This is a genomic window from Marinospirillum sp. (genome assembly GCF_044810985.1).
Classification (GTDB): Bacteria; Pseudomonadota; Gammaproteobacteria; order Pseudomonadales; family Halomonadaceae; genus Marinospirillum.
The window spans coordinates 315,310-331,056 of sequence record NZ_CP085242.1; the positions used below are offsets into that span (position 1 = coordinate 315,310).

General features: G+C 48.7%; 16 protein-coding genes. All 16 read left to right on the forward strand.

Going from position 1 to position 15,747, the window contains the following annotated elements; translation table 11 throughout:
- Positions 1-197: 197 nt before the first annotated feature.
- Positions 198-401, forward strand: coding sequence for a Trm112 family protein (locus LG323_RS01525; protein WP_404418417.1), 204 nt, complete (start codon positions 198-200; stop codon positions 399-401).
- A 1-nt stretch (position 402) separates the two neighbouring features.
- Positions 403-1,188, forward strand: a complete 786-nt coding sequence (gene kdsB, locus LG323_RS01530) for a 3-deoxy-manno-octulosonate cytidylyltransferase (protein ID WP_404418419.1) — start codon at positions 403-405, stop codon at positions 1,186-1,188.
- Positions 1,189-1,381: 193 nt separating this feature from the next.
- Positions 1,382-1,648: a DUF4160 domain-containing protein gene (locus LG323_RS01535; RefSeq protein WP_404418421.1), complete on the forward strand. Its 267-nt coding sequence runs from the start codon at positions 1,382-1,384 to the stop codon at positions 1,646-1,648.
- On the forward strand, positions 1,641-1,892 hold the full coding sequence (locus tag LG323_RS01540; protein WP_404418423.1) for a DUF2442 domain-containing protein: 252 nt from the start codon (positions 1,641-1,643) through the stop codon (positions 1,890-1,892). The genes LG323_RS01535 and LG323_RS01540 overlap by 8 nt, the downstream gene beginning before the upstream one ends.
- A 142-nt stretch (positions 1,893-2,034) precedes the next feature.
- Complete coding sequence (locus LG323_RS01545; protein ID WP_404418425.1) at positions 2,035-2,676, forward strand: tRNA-(ms[2]io[6]A)-hydroxylase; 642 nt, start codon at positions 2,035-2,037, stop codon at positions 2,674-2,676.
- Between the two features lie 154 nt (positions 2,677-2,830).
- Positions 2,831-4,495: a hypothetical protein gene (locus tag LG323_RS01550; RefSeq protein WP_404418426.1), complete on the forward strand. Its 1,665-nt coding sequence runs from the start codon at positions 2,831-2,833 to the stop codon at positions 4,493-4,495.
- A 10-nt stretch (positions 4,496-4,505) separates the two neighbouring features.
- Positions 4,506-5,135, forward strand: coding sequence for a penicillin-binding protein activator LpoB (locus LG323_RS01555; RefSeq protein WP_404418428.1), 630 nt, complete (start codon positions 4,506-4,508; stop codon positions 5,133-5,135).
- 4 nt (positions 5,136-5,139) lie between these two features.
- Positions 5,140-6,192 (forward strand): LPP20 family lipoprotein, encoded by a 1,053-nt coding sequence (locus LG323_RS01560; RefSeq protein ID WP_404418430.1) that lies wholly within the window; start codon positions 5,140-5,142, stop codon positions 6,190-6,192.
- A gap of 113 nt (positions 6,193-6,305) precedes the next feature.
- A complete protein-coding gene (gene traF, locus LG323_RS01565; protein WP_404418432.1) occupies positions 6,306-7,808 on the forward strand; it encodes a conjugal transfer protein TraF in 1,503 nt (500 codons plus the stop codon).
- A 117-nt stretch (positions 7,809-7,925) separates the two neighbouring features.
- Positions 7,926-8,684: a Wzz/FepE/Etk N-terminal domain-containing protein gene (locus LG323_RS01570; RefSeq protein WP_404418434.1), complete on the forward strand. Its 759-nt coding sequence runs from the start codon at positions 7,926-7,928 to the stop codon at positions 8,682-8,684.
- Between the two features lie 290 nt (positions 8,685-8,974).
- Positions 8,975-10,141, forward strand: coding sequence for a nucleotide sugar dehydrogenase (locus LG323_RS01575; RefSeq protein WP_404418436.1), 1,167 nt, complete (start codon positions 8,975-8,977; stop codon positions 10,139-10,141).
- 74 nt (positions 10,142-10,215) lie between these two features.
- Positions 10,216-11,238: an NAD-dependent epimerase gene (locus tag LG323_RS01580; RefSeq protein WP_404418438.1), complete on the forward strand. Its 1,023-nt coding sequence runs from the start codon at positions 10,216-10,218 to the stop codon at positions 11,236-11,238.
- Between the two features lie 74 nt (positions 11,239-11,312).
- Positions 11,313-11,726, forward strand: a complete 414-nt coding sequence (locus LG323_RS01585; RefSeq protein WP_404418440.1) for a hypothetical protein — start codon at positions 11,313-11,315, stop codon at positions 11,724-11,726.
- Positions 11,727-11,787: 61 nt separating this feature from the next.
- A complete protein-coding gene (locus LG323_RS01590; protein WP_404418442.1) occupies positions 11,788-12,039 on the forward strand; it encodes a DUF4351 domain-containing protein in 252 nt (83 codons plus the stop codon).
- Positions 12,040-12,112: 73 nt separating this feature from the next.
- Positions 12,113-13,909: an ABC transporter ATP-binding protein gene (locus LG323_RS01595; RefSeq protein ID WP_404418444.1), complete on the forward strand. Its 1,797-nt coding sequence runs from the start codon at positions 12,113-12,115 to the stop codon at positions 13,907-13,909.
- A 264-nt stretch (positions 13,910-14,173) separates the two neighbouring features.
- Positions 14,174-15,718, forward strand: a complete 1,545-nt coding sequence (locus LG323_RS01600) for a hypothetical protein (RefSeq protein WP_404418446.1) — start codon at positions 14,174-14,176, stop codon at positions 15,716-15,718.
- Positions 15,719-15,747: the final 29 nt, after the last annotated feature.

Genomic DNA, 15,747 nt, shown 5'->3' on the forward strand with positions numbered 1-15,747 from the left:
ACTCAAATCTAATCGTTAAATCGTTCGCGGAGCGAACTCCCACAGCGAACTCCCACAGCGAACTCCTACAGCGAATTGCTACAAGTGTGGGAGCGCACTCCGTGCGCGATGCTGCTTCATCGAAAAGGGATCGCATCAATAAACCTTCGGGTTTACAATAGCCCAATACTTCACCGCTTAAACCCAAGGCCTAGAAAATGGACAAAAAACTCCTTGCACTGCTCGTCTGCCCGGTCTCCCACGCAGCACTTGAATACGACAAAGAAGCTCAGGAACTGGTTTGCACCGTATCCGGCCTGGCTTATCCGATCCGTGACGGCCTGCCCGTGATGCTGGAAGAAGAAGCCCGTCCGCTGACAGCGGATGAACGTCTGGGTAAGAACAAGAAGACAGCCAGCTAAAATGCCTCAACCTGATTTCACTGTTGTCATCCCCGCACGCTACGCCTCTTCACGCCTGCCGGGCAAACCCCTGCTGACCATGGCAGGAAAACCCATGATCCAGCATGTTTGGGAACAAGCCTGCAAAAGCCGGGCAGGGCAGGTGGTGATTGCCACCGACGATGCGCGTATTGGCGAAGCAGCTGAAAACTTCGGTGCCCAGGTCTGCATGACGCGCAGCGATCACCCTAGCGGTACGGATCGCCTGCAGGAGGTGGCCCAGCAACTCAAACTGGATGACCAGGCGATTATCGTCAACGTTCAGGGCGACGAACCCCTGATTCCTCCAGCCCTGATCAACCAGGTGGCAGACAACCTGGCCAGCCAGCCCCAGGCCAGCATCGCCACCCTCAGCGAACCCATCACCGAAATTGCGGCTGTCTTCAACCCCAATATTGTCAAGGTTGTCACCGATCACCAGGGCCTGGCACTTTATTTCAGCCGCAGCCCGCAACCCTGGGCACGTGATCACTTCATCGACAAAGGCAGAGGGCATCACCAGCCCGACGCCCTGCCACCCGGCATTCACTACCAGCGTCACATCGGCCTCTATGCCTACTATGCCAGCTTTCTCAACCAGTACGTTACCTGGTCACCGGCACCCATCGAAGAAGCCGAACACCTGGAACAACTGCGTGCCCTCTGGAACGGCCACCGCATCCACGTTGCCCAGGCTTGCGAACACCACCCGCACGGTGTGGATACCGAACATGACTATATGAGAGTCAAAAGCCACCTGGAAAAATGAGCTTGATCGCTCGCGGAGCGAAAACATCGCGCAGAGGACTGCGCTCCTACAGGTGGGAGCTCGCTCCACGAGCGAGGCTCGCGATCCCCGAAACATCGCTATCTGAGATAGCTCCCACAGAGAGTTCCTGCAAATTTGTGGGAGCGCACTCTGTGCGCGATAATTGAGAACATATAGGAAGCCTATAAAGCTTATGCCTGTTTTATCCATTTTCTTTGGCATCGTCATCCGCATGTGGCACGATGATCATCCACCACCTCATATCCATGTAGAATACCAGGGCTTTGAAGCCTTGGTGAAAATATCAACGGGTGAAGTGTCGAAAGGTAAGCTTCCCAACAAAGCCGCTGCTATCGTTAAAGACTGGTGTCTGGCCCACCAGGAAGAACTTTTGGATAATTGGGGGAGGGCGCAGAACTTTGAGCCAATGGAGCGTATTCCCGGAGCTGATTATGATTAAAATCCTGAGCTTTCAATTTCTTGAAAATAATACCTTACATCTGGAGTTTTCGGATGGCAGCAAGGGCGTGTTTGATTTGCCGGCCTATCTGACAAAAAAACAGGGCGCTCTACTGGAACCACTCAAAGATGAAAGCTATCTGAAAAGAGCTTTTTTGGATGCAGGGGCTTTGGCCTGGCCCAATGGCCTTGAACTTTCCCCGGCCCGAATTTATGAGCTCACCCAGAAGCAACAGGCTGCCTGATCGCTCCCGGAGCGAAAATATCGCGCAGGGGACTGCTGATCGCCCGCGGGGTGAAAACTCAGGTAGGATCGCACTCCGTGCGCGATTATCGCTATCGGAGATAGCTCCCACAGAAACCTCCCACTACAAATATTAGTTACCCATGACCATTCAAGCCCCTGAAACCCCCGAAATTGATGCATTCCTGCTCTGCAAAACCCCGCAGGAATGGGTCAACCAGGCTCTGGAAAACCTGGATATCCTGCTGATTGACCACGCTCAGTGCGAAAAAAAGGCCGCAGCGACCGCGATGAGTCTGATGCACAAGCATGTGGATCGCCCCGAGCTGTTGAAAAAAATGTCCCAGCTGGCGCGGGAAGAACTGCTGCACTTTGAACAGGTCGTCAACATCCTGCAGGAGCGCAAGATTCCCTACCAAAGCCTCAGCCCGGCCCGCTATGCCGAAGGCCTGCGCAAAGCCATGCGTACTGATGAACAAGGCCGTTTCATCGATCTGCTGGTCATCGGTGGCATCATCGAAGCCCGCTCCTGCGAACGCTTTGCCGCCTTGATCCCGTATCTCGACATTAGCCTGGCCAAATACTACCGCTCGCTCATCAAATCCGAAGCCCGGCATTTTGAAGACTACCTCTACCTGGCTGAACTCTACGAAGCAGAAAAACCCGGAAAACAGCCTCTCAAGCAACGCATCAAAAAGCTCCTGGAAGTGGAGAGAGAATTGATTGAAAGCCCCGACAGCGAATTCAGGTTTCATTCGGGTGCCCCTTCTCTTTTAATGCTTTAAAGGTAAACTGGGAACCATAAAAAAATAACCAATGACTCAGGGATAAAAAATGTTGATAAAACCCATCATGAAGACAGTACTTGCCTTCTTTCTTATCATCACTCTCATCGGCTGTGCCTCCCACTCAAACCGAATGCAGGATGCAACCACGTTAATGAAGCATGGTGAGTATGAAGCAGCAGAAGAACTGGCGGCAAATGCCCTGGGAGGCGAAAGAAATCGTCTCTTGCGTCTCATGGAAGTCGGGGTTCTCAAACACCTGCAAGGAAACTACTCGGAGAGTAACCAGCTTCTCGACCAGGCTGATCGCCTGGCAGATGAACTTTACACCACCAGTGTATCGGACCTGATGACACGTGTAGGCACCAATGCGACCCTGGTTACCTACCGCAGCAGCATTTATGAACGCGTCTATGTTCATTATTATAAAACACTGAACTACCTCTATCTGGCAGAGGAAGCCAAAAGCTCTAATGAATTTCAAAAGCACCTGGATGCAGCACGAATTGAAGGTCGTCGTGCCCAAATTCTTTTGGATGAAAACCTCTTCCAGGAAGGTAGCTACGAAGAAGCAGAAGAAGAAAATCAAAAACTACTCACCCAGATGCTGGACCTCTTTGCAGCCTTGAACGGTGAGGTTATCAACCCTCGCGAACTGATTTTTCGTGATAACGCCTTTACTCATTACCTGATCGGTACTCTGTATGAGCGGTATGATGAACTGGATAACGCTCGTGTCAGCTACGAACGTTCTGCACGTACCTACGAAGACGGTTATATCAAGCAGTACGGCCTGGATTCAGACATGGCCAGACAAGCCTGGTTCGATACCGCACGCATACTCAAAACTCAGAGAGATAATCGCTGGCAGCGAATTGCCCAGGAAAAACTGACCTCTCAGCAGCAGGAAACCCTGCAGAACTGGAACCCAGGCCAACAAGCTCAACTCCTGGTCATTCAGGAAGTGGGAATGATGAGCCCCAGAGGTGAGCTGAACCTGTGGATGCGCTTGAACACCCAAACTAATCAAGTGGTGATCAGCCCGGTACTGACTGGTGATGAAAACCAGAAAGCATACCAGTTGGCATGGTTTCACTACCTCTATGCGGATAAAGGCTTGCTTAATGTGATTGAGCGTCTTGCCGTGGATGACTACATCGGATTGATTGGCCGCAACCATGAAAAAACCATCCCCCTTGGGCCGCTGCGTAACAGTCTGGACTCTCTGGGCTTAACTGAAATCCTGGCAAGTACTGGTGTGCGTCTGTCTGTACCCATGTTTTACTACTTTGACCCAGAAATAAAGCGCACACGGTTACAGCTGGAATCAGGGAAACAGGTCAACCTGCTGAATGCAGACAACCTTGCAGGCCTGGCCATGGCACAACACCTGGTTGATGCCCAGAGCGAAATGAACCAGGCCATGGCGATTGAATCGCTGCGTCTGGTACTTTGCGTGCAAACAGGCATTCCAGCTCCCATGTGCTCCCTGTCTGCAGCAGCCACCACCAGTGCCGATACCCGCCTTTGGGTGACGTTGCCGAACCGCATTCGTTTGACCCGCCACCTATTGGAACCGGGTGAATACAAACTGGAACTCATTAGTGATGCGAACAGCTTTGATGTACGTGAGCAGCAAACACTGAATCTGGAAGCCGGTGATCTGCACATATGGCGAACCCGCCACTTTGCAGAAAACCCTATGTCCGAAGTGCCTGCCATCGTGCAGGAAGCCAGAGCTGCCCGCATGGCTAATGAAACCCTGGTTGACAATCAGGATGAAGTCGAAGAAAAAATCAAAGAAAAATCTGAGGAATGAGGAATCTGAAATGCAAATAACAGCCAAATACCTGAAAGTCTTCGCACTGGTTGCTTTGGTAGCCAGTCCTTTGTTATTGACCGGCTGCGGCGGTACCAGTGTGAGTCGTGTTGATGCCGGTCAGGAAATCGCCCTGACAGACCGCTGGAACGCCACTGATTCACGCCTGGTCTCCGAAGAAATGATTGATGACATGCTCTCCTTCCCTTGGCGGCAACGCTGGAGCCAGGAGAATCCAGAGCGCGACCGTCAACCTACAGTGGTCGTTCTGGGCGTTCGTAACCGTTCACATGAGCATATCCAGGTTGATACCTTCGTTAATGATCTACGCCGTGCCATGATTCGTTCCGACCAGGTTGATTTTGTCGCTGGTGGTGATGTACGTGATGCCATCCGTGAAGAGCGGTCTGACCAGGAGTTCAATGCCCAGAGTGGAACTGCAGCAGAATTGGCCCAGGAAACCGGTGCCAACTTTGCTCTTTCCGGTTCAATTGACTCCTGGGTGGATCAACTGGATGGAAAACGGGTTACCAACTACCAGGTCGACCTCAAACTGATCGACATTCAAACCAACCGTGAAGTCTGGGCAGGCCAAAAACGCCTGCAAAAATTCCAGGAACGCAGCAAATTTGGATTCTAAAACCATGCACTTGAAAAGACTCACCTTCAAACCTGGCCTCTTGTTGGCAGCGGGTTTAATGGTTGTGGGTCTCGCTGGCTGCTCTGGACAGCCAGCGGCTCCAACCGCACAAACATCGTCCAACAGTGAGCAACCTCGTTGGATCAGCCAGCATCCACAACGTAGCGACTATGTGTTTGGGGTCGCCAGTGCGGAAATCTACGGCTCTGAAGCCAATGCGCTGGAAAGAGCCAGAGAGCAAGCGCGTGTTGACCTGCTGTCGCGCATTCGTGTGGCTGTCAGTGGCACAACGGAAACCAGCAACCGCATGGAAATGAACAATGGCCAGGTGAGCAACATGAGTGAAGTGCTGACTCAGGAAGCTCGCAGCCGTGTCAAAGAGGTCGAGTTGCCGGGCATGGAAGTCACTGAAACCTGGATCAACCCGAACGGAAAAGATGCCTGGGCACTGGCGCAGCTCAATCGGGCTGAGGCAGAGCGCCAATTGCTTGGCGAACTGCAGCGCACCAACCAAAGGCTGCTTGAGCGTGGCCTACCCCAACAGGGTACTAAGCTGGAAAGAGTCCGCCAGGTGATTCCCCGCCTTCCCGATCTTGCCCGACGCAACCAGCTGCATCAGCAACTGGCCTTTCTGGCGGCAACAGATCGTGTCGATGCTGCCCAGCGCAAGGCCGTGGATGAACTGGATGCACAAATACAGTCACTGCTGGCCAGTCTGAGCTTCAGTGTAAAAGGGCAAAACAACCTGGCCGAACAAATGCACCCGGAGCTGGCAGAACAACTGACCGCTATGGGCTTCAACATGGTCGACTCAGAGGCCGATTTGCAACTGCACCTGAGCCTGTCCATGGATGAGGTACAGCGAGACCACCTGCATCATCGGGTTGCTCAAGCCTCCGGTCAGGTAGTGACACCTCAGGGTCGCACCCTCTATGCGGTCAGTGAATCCGGCCGGGCCACCTCATCCGACCCGATCGTAGCGACCCAGAAAGCAATAAAAGCCATGGCAACCACCCTGGCACAAACCCTTGCAACAGGGCTGTATGACAATCTGTAAAACCTTAAACCCTGCAATTGCAGGGTTTTCTTTTTTGGACTGTTCAGTCTCTGCACACCTATGCTATAAATCATAAAAATTAATTCAAAAGACATCATCTTGAGGATTTCATCATGAAACTTTCCCGACTCGCTTTGGCCATGGCCGCCCTAAGCCTTCCTCTTGCCGCCCAGGCCAACCAATCTTTGGTTGCACCCGGCTATTCTTCCACTTTTGGCAGTGCCACCACCCATGGCAGTGTTCACAGTTCAAGCAACCCGGCAGCCAATGGTTTATTGATTGGTGAAGGTGAAAAAATACGTTTTGGTTACATGAGTAATTTGGGTTTTTACCTGGAAATGGGTGATGCTAGTGATTTTGATGAGGTGATCGATGGCCTGGAGGATGATCTTAAACGTGCTGAGAATGAAAATGCCTCAGGTGTTGAAGAAATTGCTAAAAAAGCCAACCAAGAATACCTTCCTGCTCTGGAACAAGGTGGCACGCTCAGCATGGGGGTGCAGGGTCAGGTTCCACTGACTCCCTTTCTGATTAACAGTAACCTTGCCAAAGGTACCTTTAACGTCAATGCTTCAGTGACTGGCCAGTCCAGAGTTAATGTTCTAACCGGACCTTTTACTGTCAGGACGACATTTAGTGATACTGATGGTGAGCTGGAACTTGATTTGACAAATGCTGTGGGGGCGTATGAAGAATTTAAAGGTTATGGAGACCCAAGCCAACAAGATATTGAAGATTTGCTGAATAAATATGAGTTAAATACTCAAGCGAATAAAGAGTTTATTGAGAAAAATAATGGGCAGAACTTTGATAACCCTGACTCAACCCTCTACACAGATACCGGCATTGATATTCGCGCAGCAGTCACAGCCCAGTTGGCTCTCGGCTATGGCACCAATCTGAACCAATGGTTTGATCTTGCCCCAGGCTGGGGTGAATTCGAAGCCGGTGTGGCACTGAATCTTTATCAGGTTCAAGCGGGCCGTAACTTCATTTCCCTGTATGCTGAGTCTGACGATGATGCAGAAGGGAGTGCCAGTGATGACTTTTTTGATGACATGATGAGCAATACAGAAACCACCACAGCCGTGGGTATGGATCTGGGCTTGTTGTGGCACAAAGAAAACTACCAGTTGGGTGCTACTCTTTATAACGTCAACGAACCGGAAATCAACTATCCAGACATGAGTGAATACCTGGAAGGGGATACTCTTGAAGCGTTGCAGCGCCTTGAAAGCAGGGGGAAAACCAGCGTAGAAGACAATGTTGCCCTGACGCGGCATACAGTACTGGAAGGCGGCTGGTTCTCTGCAAACCGCAATTGGGCCATTCATGCTTATGGAACGCTGGGAACTGCCACAAATGCTGTGGGAGAAGAATACCAAAATGTCGGCATAACAGCAGCTTACACGGCTCGTAGCTTATGGCTGCCTGGTATTCGTGCAGGCTACCATATGAACCTGGCGGGTACAGAGCTTAGTCGGGTTAATGTCGGTACTACCTTTTTTGGGATACTCAATGCAGATATTGCAGTTAGCCCTGAGACCAACAGCTTTGACGGCACAGAGATGCCGCGTTACTTTGCCATCAACCTGGGTTTGGAAGAAAAGTTCTGATAAGCCAGTCACTTAACGTGACAAAGTCAGGGGGCGCTTTGCGCCCCTTTTTATTTCGTAATGAGCAAGTGGATGTTAGAATACAGCTTCGCTCAATCAGGTTAATAAAGACTCGCTATGACACCAACAGACAACCCACACCAAACTCCTTTAGCCACCACCAGAGACGCCCACTTTCAACGCTACCCTGATGATGAAATCTCACTGATAGAGCTTGCCAAAATCCTCATAAAACGCCGCTGGTGGTTGATTGGTGTTTTTGTCGGTGTAGTCCTTGCTAGTCTGCTTTATCTATTTCTGCAGCGTCCGGCACCCGTTGCCGCTGAGGGTGAAACCCGCTACCAATACACCACCTACCTGGCTGCAGGCTATAAAACCCCACTATTGTTTATCGAGCCCTTGCCTGCCATGGCAACCCAGATCCAGCAAGCCCTCTTGCCTCAGGTGCACCAGCAATACCCGGAGCTTTCTGGCTACAATGTCCGCGTAGAACATGAAAAGCGGGGGAGAACCAATGATGAGATCTCCAACCTGGTTGAAATTACGACCCTGGGCAGCACAGAAGACGCCGAAGCTATTGCCGAATTCCATCAGGCCCTTCTGAAACCCCTGGTTGAACGCCACCAAAGACTCGTGGAAACCCTCGCACAGCAGCCAACCTCGAATAGCCAGGAGCAACAGCTGTTGCCTACGGAAATAGCAGCCCTGGCAGTACAAAAACGGCATCGACCTCAAGCCAGTGGTCCCAGCGGCCCCAGCGGAAAACTGGTTCTTGCTCTGGGTATTGTTCTGGGCGGCATCCTCGGCATCATGGCCGCTTTCTTTGTGGAATTTGCAGCCAGAGTTCGTCAAAGCCTGAAAGAAGAAGAAAGTTAATCGCGTTCCCACGTAGGAGCTCGCTCCGCGAGCGAAAAGGTAGCCATTAATCGCGCAGAGGACTCCCACGTAGGAGCTCGCTCCGCGAGCGATAAGCGATAATATCGCGCACAGAGTGCGCTCCAGCATTAATATCATTCTGGCCCCGAGGTATGGCCCAAAACCTCCGGGCGGTAGCGTGCCTAAACACTAATCGAGCTGCAGGAATGCAATCTGCAGGCCATTGTGGGAGCGCAGTCCTCTGCGCGACAAGTCAAAATAAACAACCAAGCCCTCTTACAAGGTTTTAAATGAAAATAGCAGTTGCCGGTACCGGCTATGTCGGCCTTTCCAATGCCATGCTTTTGTCCCAGCATCATGAAGTAGTGGCGGTTGATATCCTTGCCGAAAAAGTCGATCTCTTGAATCAGAAAAAATCTCCGATCGAAGACAAGGAAATTGAAGACTTTCTGGCCCACAAATCGCTGAACTTTAAAGCCACTCTGAATGCTGAAGAAGCCTACAAGGGTGCTGATTTTGTCATCATCGCCACCCCGACGGATTACGACCCGGAAACCAACTACTTCAACACCAAAAGTATTGAAGCCGTCATCCAGCTGGTCAAACAGCACAACCCTGATGCCGTAATGGTCATCAAATCCACGGTGCCAGTGGGCTACACCCAGCAAGTGCGTGAAGACTTCAACACCCAGAACATCCTCTTCTCACCTGAATTTCTGCGCGAAGGCAAGGCCCTTCACGACAATCTGTATCCATCACGCATTATTGTAGGTGAACGCTCACAACGTGCTGAAACCTTTGCCGAATTGCTTCGCGAAGGGGCCATCAAAAAAGACGCTCCCGTGCTTTTTACCGACCCCACTGAAGCCGAAGCCATCAAGCTGTTTGCCAACACCTATCTGGCCATGCGCGTTGCCTACTTCAATGAGCTGGACACCTATGCCCAGCACCATGATTTGAACAGCCGCCAGATCATCGAAGGGGTAGGGCTGGATCCACGCATTGGTGACCACTACAACAACCCCAGCTTTGGTTATGGGGGTTATTGTCTGCCCAAAGACACCAAACAACTCCTGGCCAACTACGAACAGGTACCCAGCAACCTGATCAAAGCCATCGTCGATGCCAACACCACCCGCAAGGATTTTATTGCCGACTCCATACTGGCTAAAAACCCCAAGACGGTGGGCGTCTATCGTCTGATCATGAAATCCGGTTCAGACAACTTCCGCCAATCAGCCATGCAAGGCGTGATGAAGCGCATCAAGGCTAAAGGCATCGAAGTGGTGGTTTACGAACCCGTACTGGAAGACGAAGAGTTCTTTGGCTCCCGCGTCATCAAAGACCTGGAAGAATTCAAACACATCAGCGATGTCATCGTTGCCAACCGCCGTTCAGAAAATCTCGCGGACGTTGAAGACAAAATCTACACCCGCGACCTCTTCGGCAGCGACTAAACCATGTGAGAGTGCTGTCCTGGTGGGAGCGCACTCTGTGCGCGATAATTAATTAAAAGGCTATATAACACCTCATGAAAATTCTCGTAACAGGCAATGCCGGCTTTATCGGTTTCCATACCGTCAAACAACTTCTGGAACGGGGTGATGAAGTCGTCGGTTTTGATAGCGTCAATGACTACTATGACGTCACCATCAAAGAAGCTCGCCTGAAAATCCTGGAAGACACGGCTGCTAAAACGGGCAGTGCCTATACCTTTATCCGGGGTAACCTGGCCGATCTGGCACTGGTTAATCAGTGCTTTGAAGAACACCAGTTTGATCGGGTCATTCATCTGGCTGCCCAGGCAGGCGTGCGCTACTCCCTGGAGAATCCTCACAGCTATGTGGAAAGCAATATCATTGCCTTCACCAACCTGCTGGAAGCCTGCCGCTATGCCAAAACACCGCATTTAACCTATGCCAGCACCAGCAGTGTTTACGGGGCCAACACCAAAATGCCCTTCAGTGAACACGAAGGCGTCAATCACCCCCTGCAATTCTATGCGGCAACCAAAAAAGCCAATGAAATGATGGCCCACAGCTACAGCCACCTGTTTCAACTGCCCACCACAGGCCTGCGTTTCTTCACCGTTTATGGCCCCTGGGGTCGCCCTGATATGGCGCTGTTCAAGTTCACCAAAAACACCCTGAAAGACCAGCCAATTCCGGTATTCAACCACGGCAATCACACTCGTGATTTCACCTATGTGGCAGATATTGTCGAAGGTGTAATTCGCTCCAGCGACCAGATTGCTCAGCCCAATCCTGAATGGGACAGCAACAACCCAGACCCGGCCACCAGCAATGCGCCGTTTCGTATTTTCAATATCGGCAATAACAACCCGGTCAAACTCAGTGCCTACATTGAAGCCATCGAAGAAGCTCTGGGTAAAAAAGCCATCAAAGACCTGTTGCCTTTGCAGCCAGGCGACGTACCGGACACCTACGCCGACTCCACCGAACTGGAAAAAGCCACCGGCTACAAACCTGCCACCCCTGTTAAAGAAGGCGTAGCCAACTTCGTGAAGTGGTATAGAGACTTCTATCAGGTCTAATTGTAGGAGCTCTGTAGGACACTGTGGGAGCTCGCTCCGCGAGCGATAAAGCCATAGACCAACAAGGAGGTTACATGAGTAAAAACACCAGCCATGACCAGAACTTCAAAAATCTGATCCTTGATTACCCACATCAGGCACTTGAATTTTTTGCCAAGGATGAAGCAGGCGATATAACAACTGATGTTCGTATTACCCCGATTCGTCAGGAACAACTTAAAGAGCGCCTGGGAGATCGTTTTCACGAACTGGATGTTCCCCTGCTGGCAGAATGGCCTGATGGCCGCAAAGAAGCCCTGCTCTTTGTACTCGAAGAAGAAACAGACCCCAGGCGGTTTTCCATACATCGCCTGGCTCATTACACTCTGCACCTGAGTGAGCTCTTCGAAACCCAAAGGGTAGTACCCGTAGTGATTTTAAGGACTGCTGACACTCGAGCAAGACCCGGAAAAGCAACTAAAATATGTAGAGTTTGTCGATATCTATAGTGACTTCAGTGAAGAAGAAATGAAGCAATACCAGCAGCGTTATGCTCAGGAGGACAAAAACATGGCCGGATTCGCAGAACGATTTCGTAATGAGGGTATGCAACAGGGTATGCAGCAAGGTATGCAGCAAGGTATGCAGCAGGGCATGCAACAAGGTGAGGTAACAGCCTTAAAAAAGCAGATTACATTGAAATTCGGTCAACTACCCACCTGGGCTGAAGAACAAATCAACACCGCCAGCCTTGAACAACTGGAAACCTGGATCGAACGCATCCTCACCGCAGAAAACCTCGAAAACCTACTTAACCAATAAGCACCCCGTAGGAGCTCGCTCCGCGCGACAAATTTCAATGTGTAGGAGCGCATTCCATGCGCGATAACTCTTAATGTTCCGAAGAATCAAAAAACTCTACCAACTCCTCACCAAAGAACAACGCCGTAAGCTTTTAGGCCTGCAAGTGCTGGTTGTGCTCATGGCCTTTGCTGAAGTGGCGGGTGTTGCTGCCATAGGCCCTTTTATGGCCGTAGTAGGGGATATGAGCCGTTTAGAAGGTGAAGGGACCCTGGCTCAGCTTTACACTGCAACTGGCTTTGAAACCCCACGCCAGTTTTTATTCTGGTTAGGTATTGTCGTACTTGTTGCGCTAGCTGGTGCAGCTGCTTTGTCCATGTATACCATCTGGCGCTTGTCTCTATATGCTCAACAGATAGGTGCAGAGCTATCAATTCGCCTCTATAAGCACTACATGCAACAATCCTGGTTATTCCATGCTAGCGGTAGTAGCAGCCAGCTGACTAACCGCATTGCTCAAGAATGTGGCAGGATCACCAATCAGGTCATCCAACCCGTTATGCAGATGACTGCAAAAATGGCTCTGGCAATTGTAATGTCCATCGCAATTTTCATTTTCAACCCACTTGTTGCCCTTACCGGCCTGAGCATCTTTGCGGTGGCTTACTTCCTGCTGTTTAAAACAGTACGTAAGCGATTGGCGAAAAATGGGCAAACCATTTCCAGAACCAACCAACAGCGCTTCAAGCTGATGAACGAAGGCTTTGGTGGAATTAAGGATACTCTGCTGCTAGGAAGACAGAACGATTTCAACCGCCGCTATGAACAAGCCAGTCGTGAGTTTGGCTTGGCACAAGGTGTAACCAAAGGGCTTTCTCAGACACCACGCTATCTCATGGAGCTTATAGCCTTTACAGCAGCTATTCTGCTAGTGCTCTATCTTCTTGCTGCCTATGATGGCAATCTTGGAAGTGTATTACCAATTCTTTCCATCTACGCCCTGGCTGGTTTTAAACTCCTTCCAGCCTTCCAGCAGATATATTCCAGCCTGGCCCAAGTGAAAGGCAATCTCGCCTCTTTCGACAGCCTGGAAAAAGATCTAGTTGACAGCCAAAATGCTTTCACTGGTGAACCCGCAAACCAGGCAGGCAAGCTGTCACCCAAAACTAGTATCGCGCTGAACAACATCCATATCAGCTATCCAGGCAAAGAAGAAAAAGCCCTGAATGGTTTGAATATTGACATCCCAGTCAATCAAGTCATTGGTCTGGTCGGTGCTTCCGGTTCAGGAAAATCCACCGCCATTGATGTCTTGCTTGGACTTATTCAGCCCCAGCAAGGCCATTTGGAAGTGGATGGGAAAGCCCTGCAAGGTGATCAACTGCGCTCTTGGCAAAATAATGTTGGTTTTGTACCCCAGGCTATTTTTTTGGCCGATGCCAGCATCAAAGAGAATATCGCTTTTGGCATTCCTCCTGAAGAAATTGACCTAGATCGTATTCGAAAAGCCGCACAAATGGCTCACCTGGACGAATTGCTAGAACGTTTGTCAGATGGCCTTGAAACTCGAGTTGGTGAACGCGGTATCCAGCTTTCTGGTGGACAGCGTCAACGTATAGGCATTGCCAGAGCACTTTACGATGATGCTGAAGTGCTTGTATTGGATGAAGCTACAAGCGCTCTGGACGGTATTACTGAAAAACTAGTCATGGATGCCATCCACGATTTTTCGGGCAAGAAAACTATCATCATGATTGCCCACCGCCTTGCAACAGTAAAAGCCTGTAACTGTATCTATTTGCTTGAACACGGCAGAGTGGTCGATCAAGGCACTTACGAAGAACTCGTTAAGAAAAATGCAAACTTTCAGAAAATGGCTGATCATGCGTAATGGAAAAACAGAGATAAAGATTTGGTTGTTAATTCATAGATTCAACCATTAAGTGCAACACCTATTGTACCTAGAACTCATGAGAGCTCCCCGTAAAATACTTGAGTAGGGATCCGATAAAAGAAAACGCATGAAGACACTAGTAGCGGCGGAGCATACAGGTGGGTTAAAAGGCTACAATGTACACTAACGCCATCATGTGATTTAGTGATCCTTTTGTAAAAGACAGTTATTAAAACGACCTCGATTGTGGAATGCTTTTCTATGATCAAAACTAGTTTAATAGAGTGGCATTATTTGAATAGCTATAATTTTATCATTAAGCAATATAAGAAAATTGTAAAAAAAATAGTAGCTCATAGTGTTTTTGTTTTCGAGAAGCTGGGTTTTCAAGCCATTATTTTCCGATTGTTTTCTAGATCCCGATACTACCCTTTTCTAGCAAATTTTATTGTTAATGAAGAGTCTTGTGAAATTTTGGTTAGGTTTGCTCGAGATGCAAATCAAAAAGCTGAAGTGTTTTGGATTTTAAGCAGATTTGATAGTTTTTTAGAAGCCTGTAAAACTAACCAAGATTTATTATCTCCTATTAATAGAATTAGGTTTTTTTACCTACTTAAAGACTTTGATTCGTCTGATTATTTTTTAAAAAAAGAAAGCTTTGGGCGGCATATTAATGAAGCTTGTAAGCTTCATTTGTTGTTGCTTTTGTCGTTTCACCCGGAACTATTCGACCAAGAAATTAAAGTTATTAGAAAAATTGCAAACAATAATGACTTGGAAAAGATTAAGGAATACTATTACAAAGGGGATGTTAGAGGTGCTGAAATATATAGAATGAGTAGAAATGAAAGTTGTCATAATCAGCTGGTAAAGCTTGGTTGTTATAGTTCTAATATACTGCTCTCACACAACTATATTTTTAAAGGTTGTAAGATTTTATTTGTACCTGAACAAGGTATTGCTGATGAAGTTCGTTGGTCTCGTCTTTATAAATTTTTAGATTTTGATAATATAACGTTTGCATGTGATGAAAGGCTTGAGTTTTTTCTACAAAGATTTTTATCTAATGCAGCAGTGCTTCCATTCAAAAGCTTGTATAGTAACAGGTCTGATGTTGAGTTAACTATATCTGCTATTGAATCCTCCCGGTTTATTGGGTCAGTGTTTAATGAATTTGATTTTGTTTTTACTAATTGTGCAATATTTTCTTTGCTAAATGATGAGGAACTTAAGACTGAAATGCTACCTTGGCTTAATGACGGTAGTGAATTTAATTTAGATGGTAGTGATTCACGGAAAAAACGAGTCGGTATTGCCTGGGAATCAGCCACACGTAATCCAATGAGATCAGCTAGGTATGGCTTACCTCTTTCAGATATTGCTCAAGTGGTTAAGGAGTATTCCAATAAAGTAGATTTTTACTCTCTTCAAGCTAAGGTCACTAGCAAAGAAAAGCATATTTGTGAAGAGATTGGAGTTAAAGAAATAAGAGGTGTGGACTTGTATAATGACTTTGTTGCATCTGCTGATTTCTACACGGAGCTTGATGCTGTTGTTGGAGTTTCGACACTAAATACTGAGCTTGCTGCTTCTGTTGGCCCTACCTTTTACCATGTTGCAATGTCACCTGATATCTTGTATATGAGAAGTGGAGCTCTTCATGAGGATAGTGATAAAATAAGTTTAAGCTGTGACCAATTGGGTAACAATACTGTTACTGTTTTTCCGCTTTCCGGCTATGGCGTGAGTAGAAGCGAGGTGGCTCAGTCATGTTTTCGGTGTGCTTTGGATAAAATTCTTTCTTGAGTTCAACTGATAGAAAAATTTAATAGGAA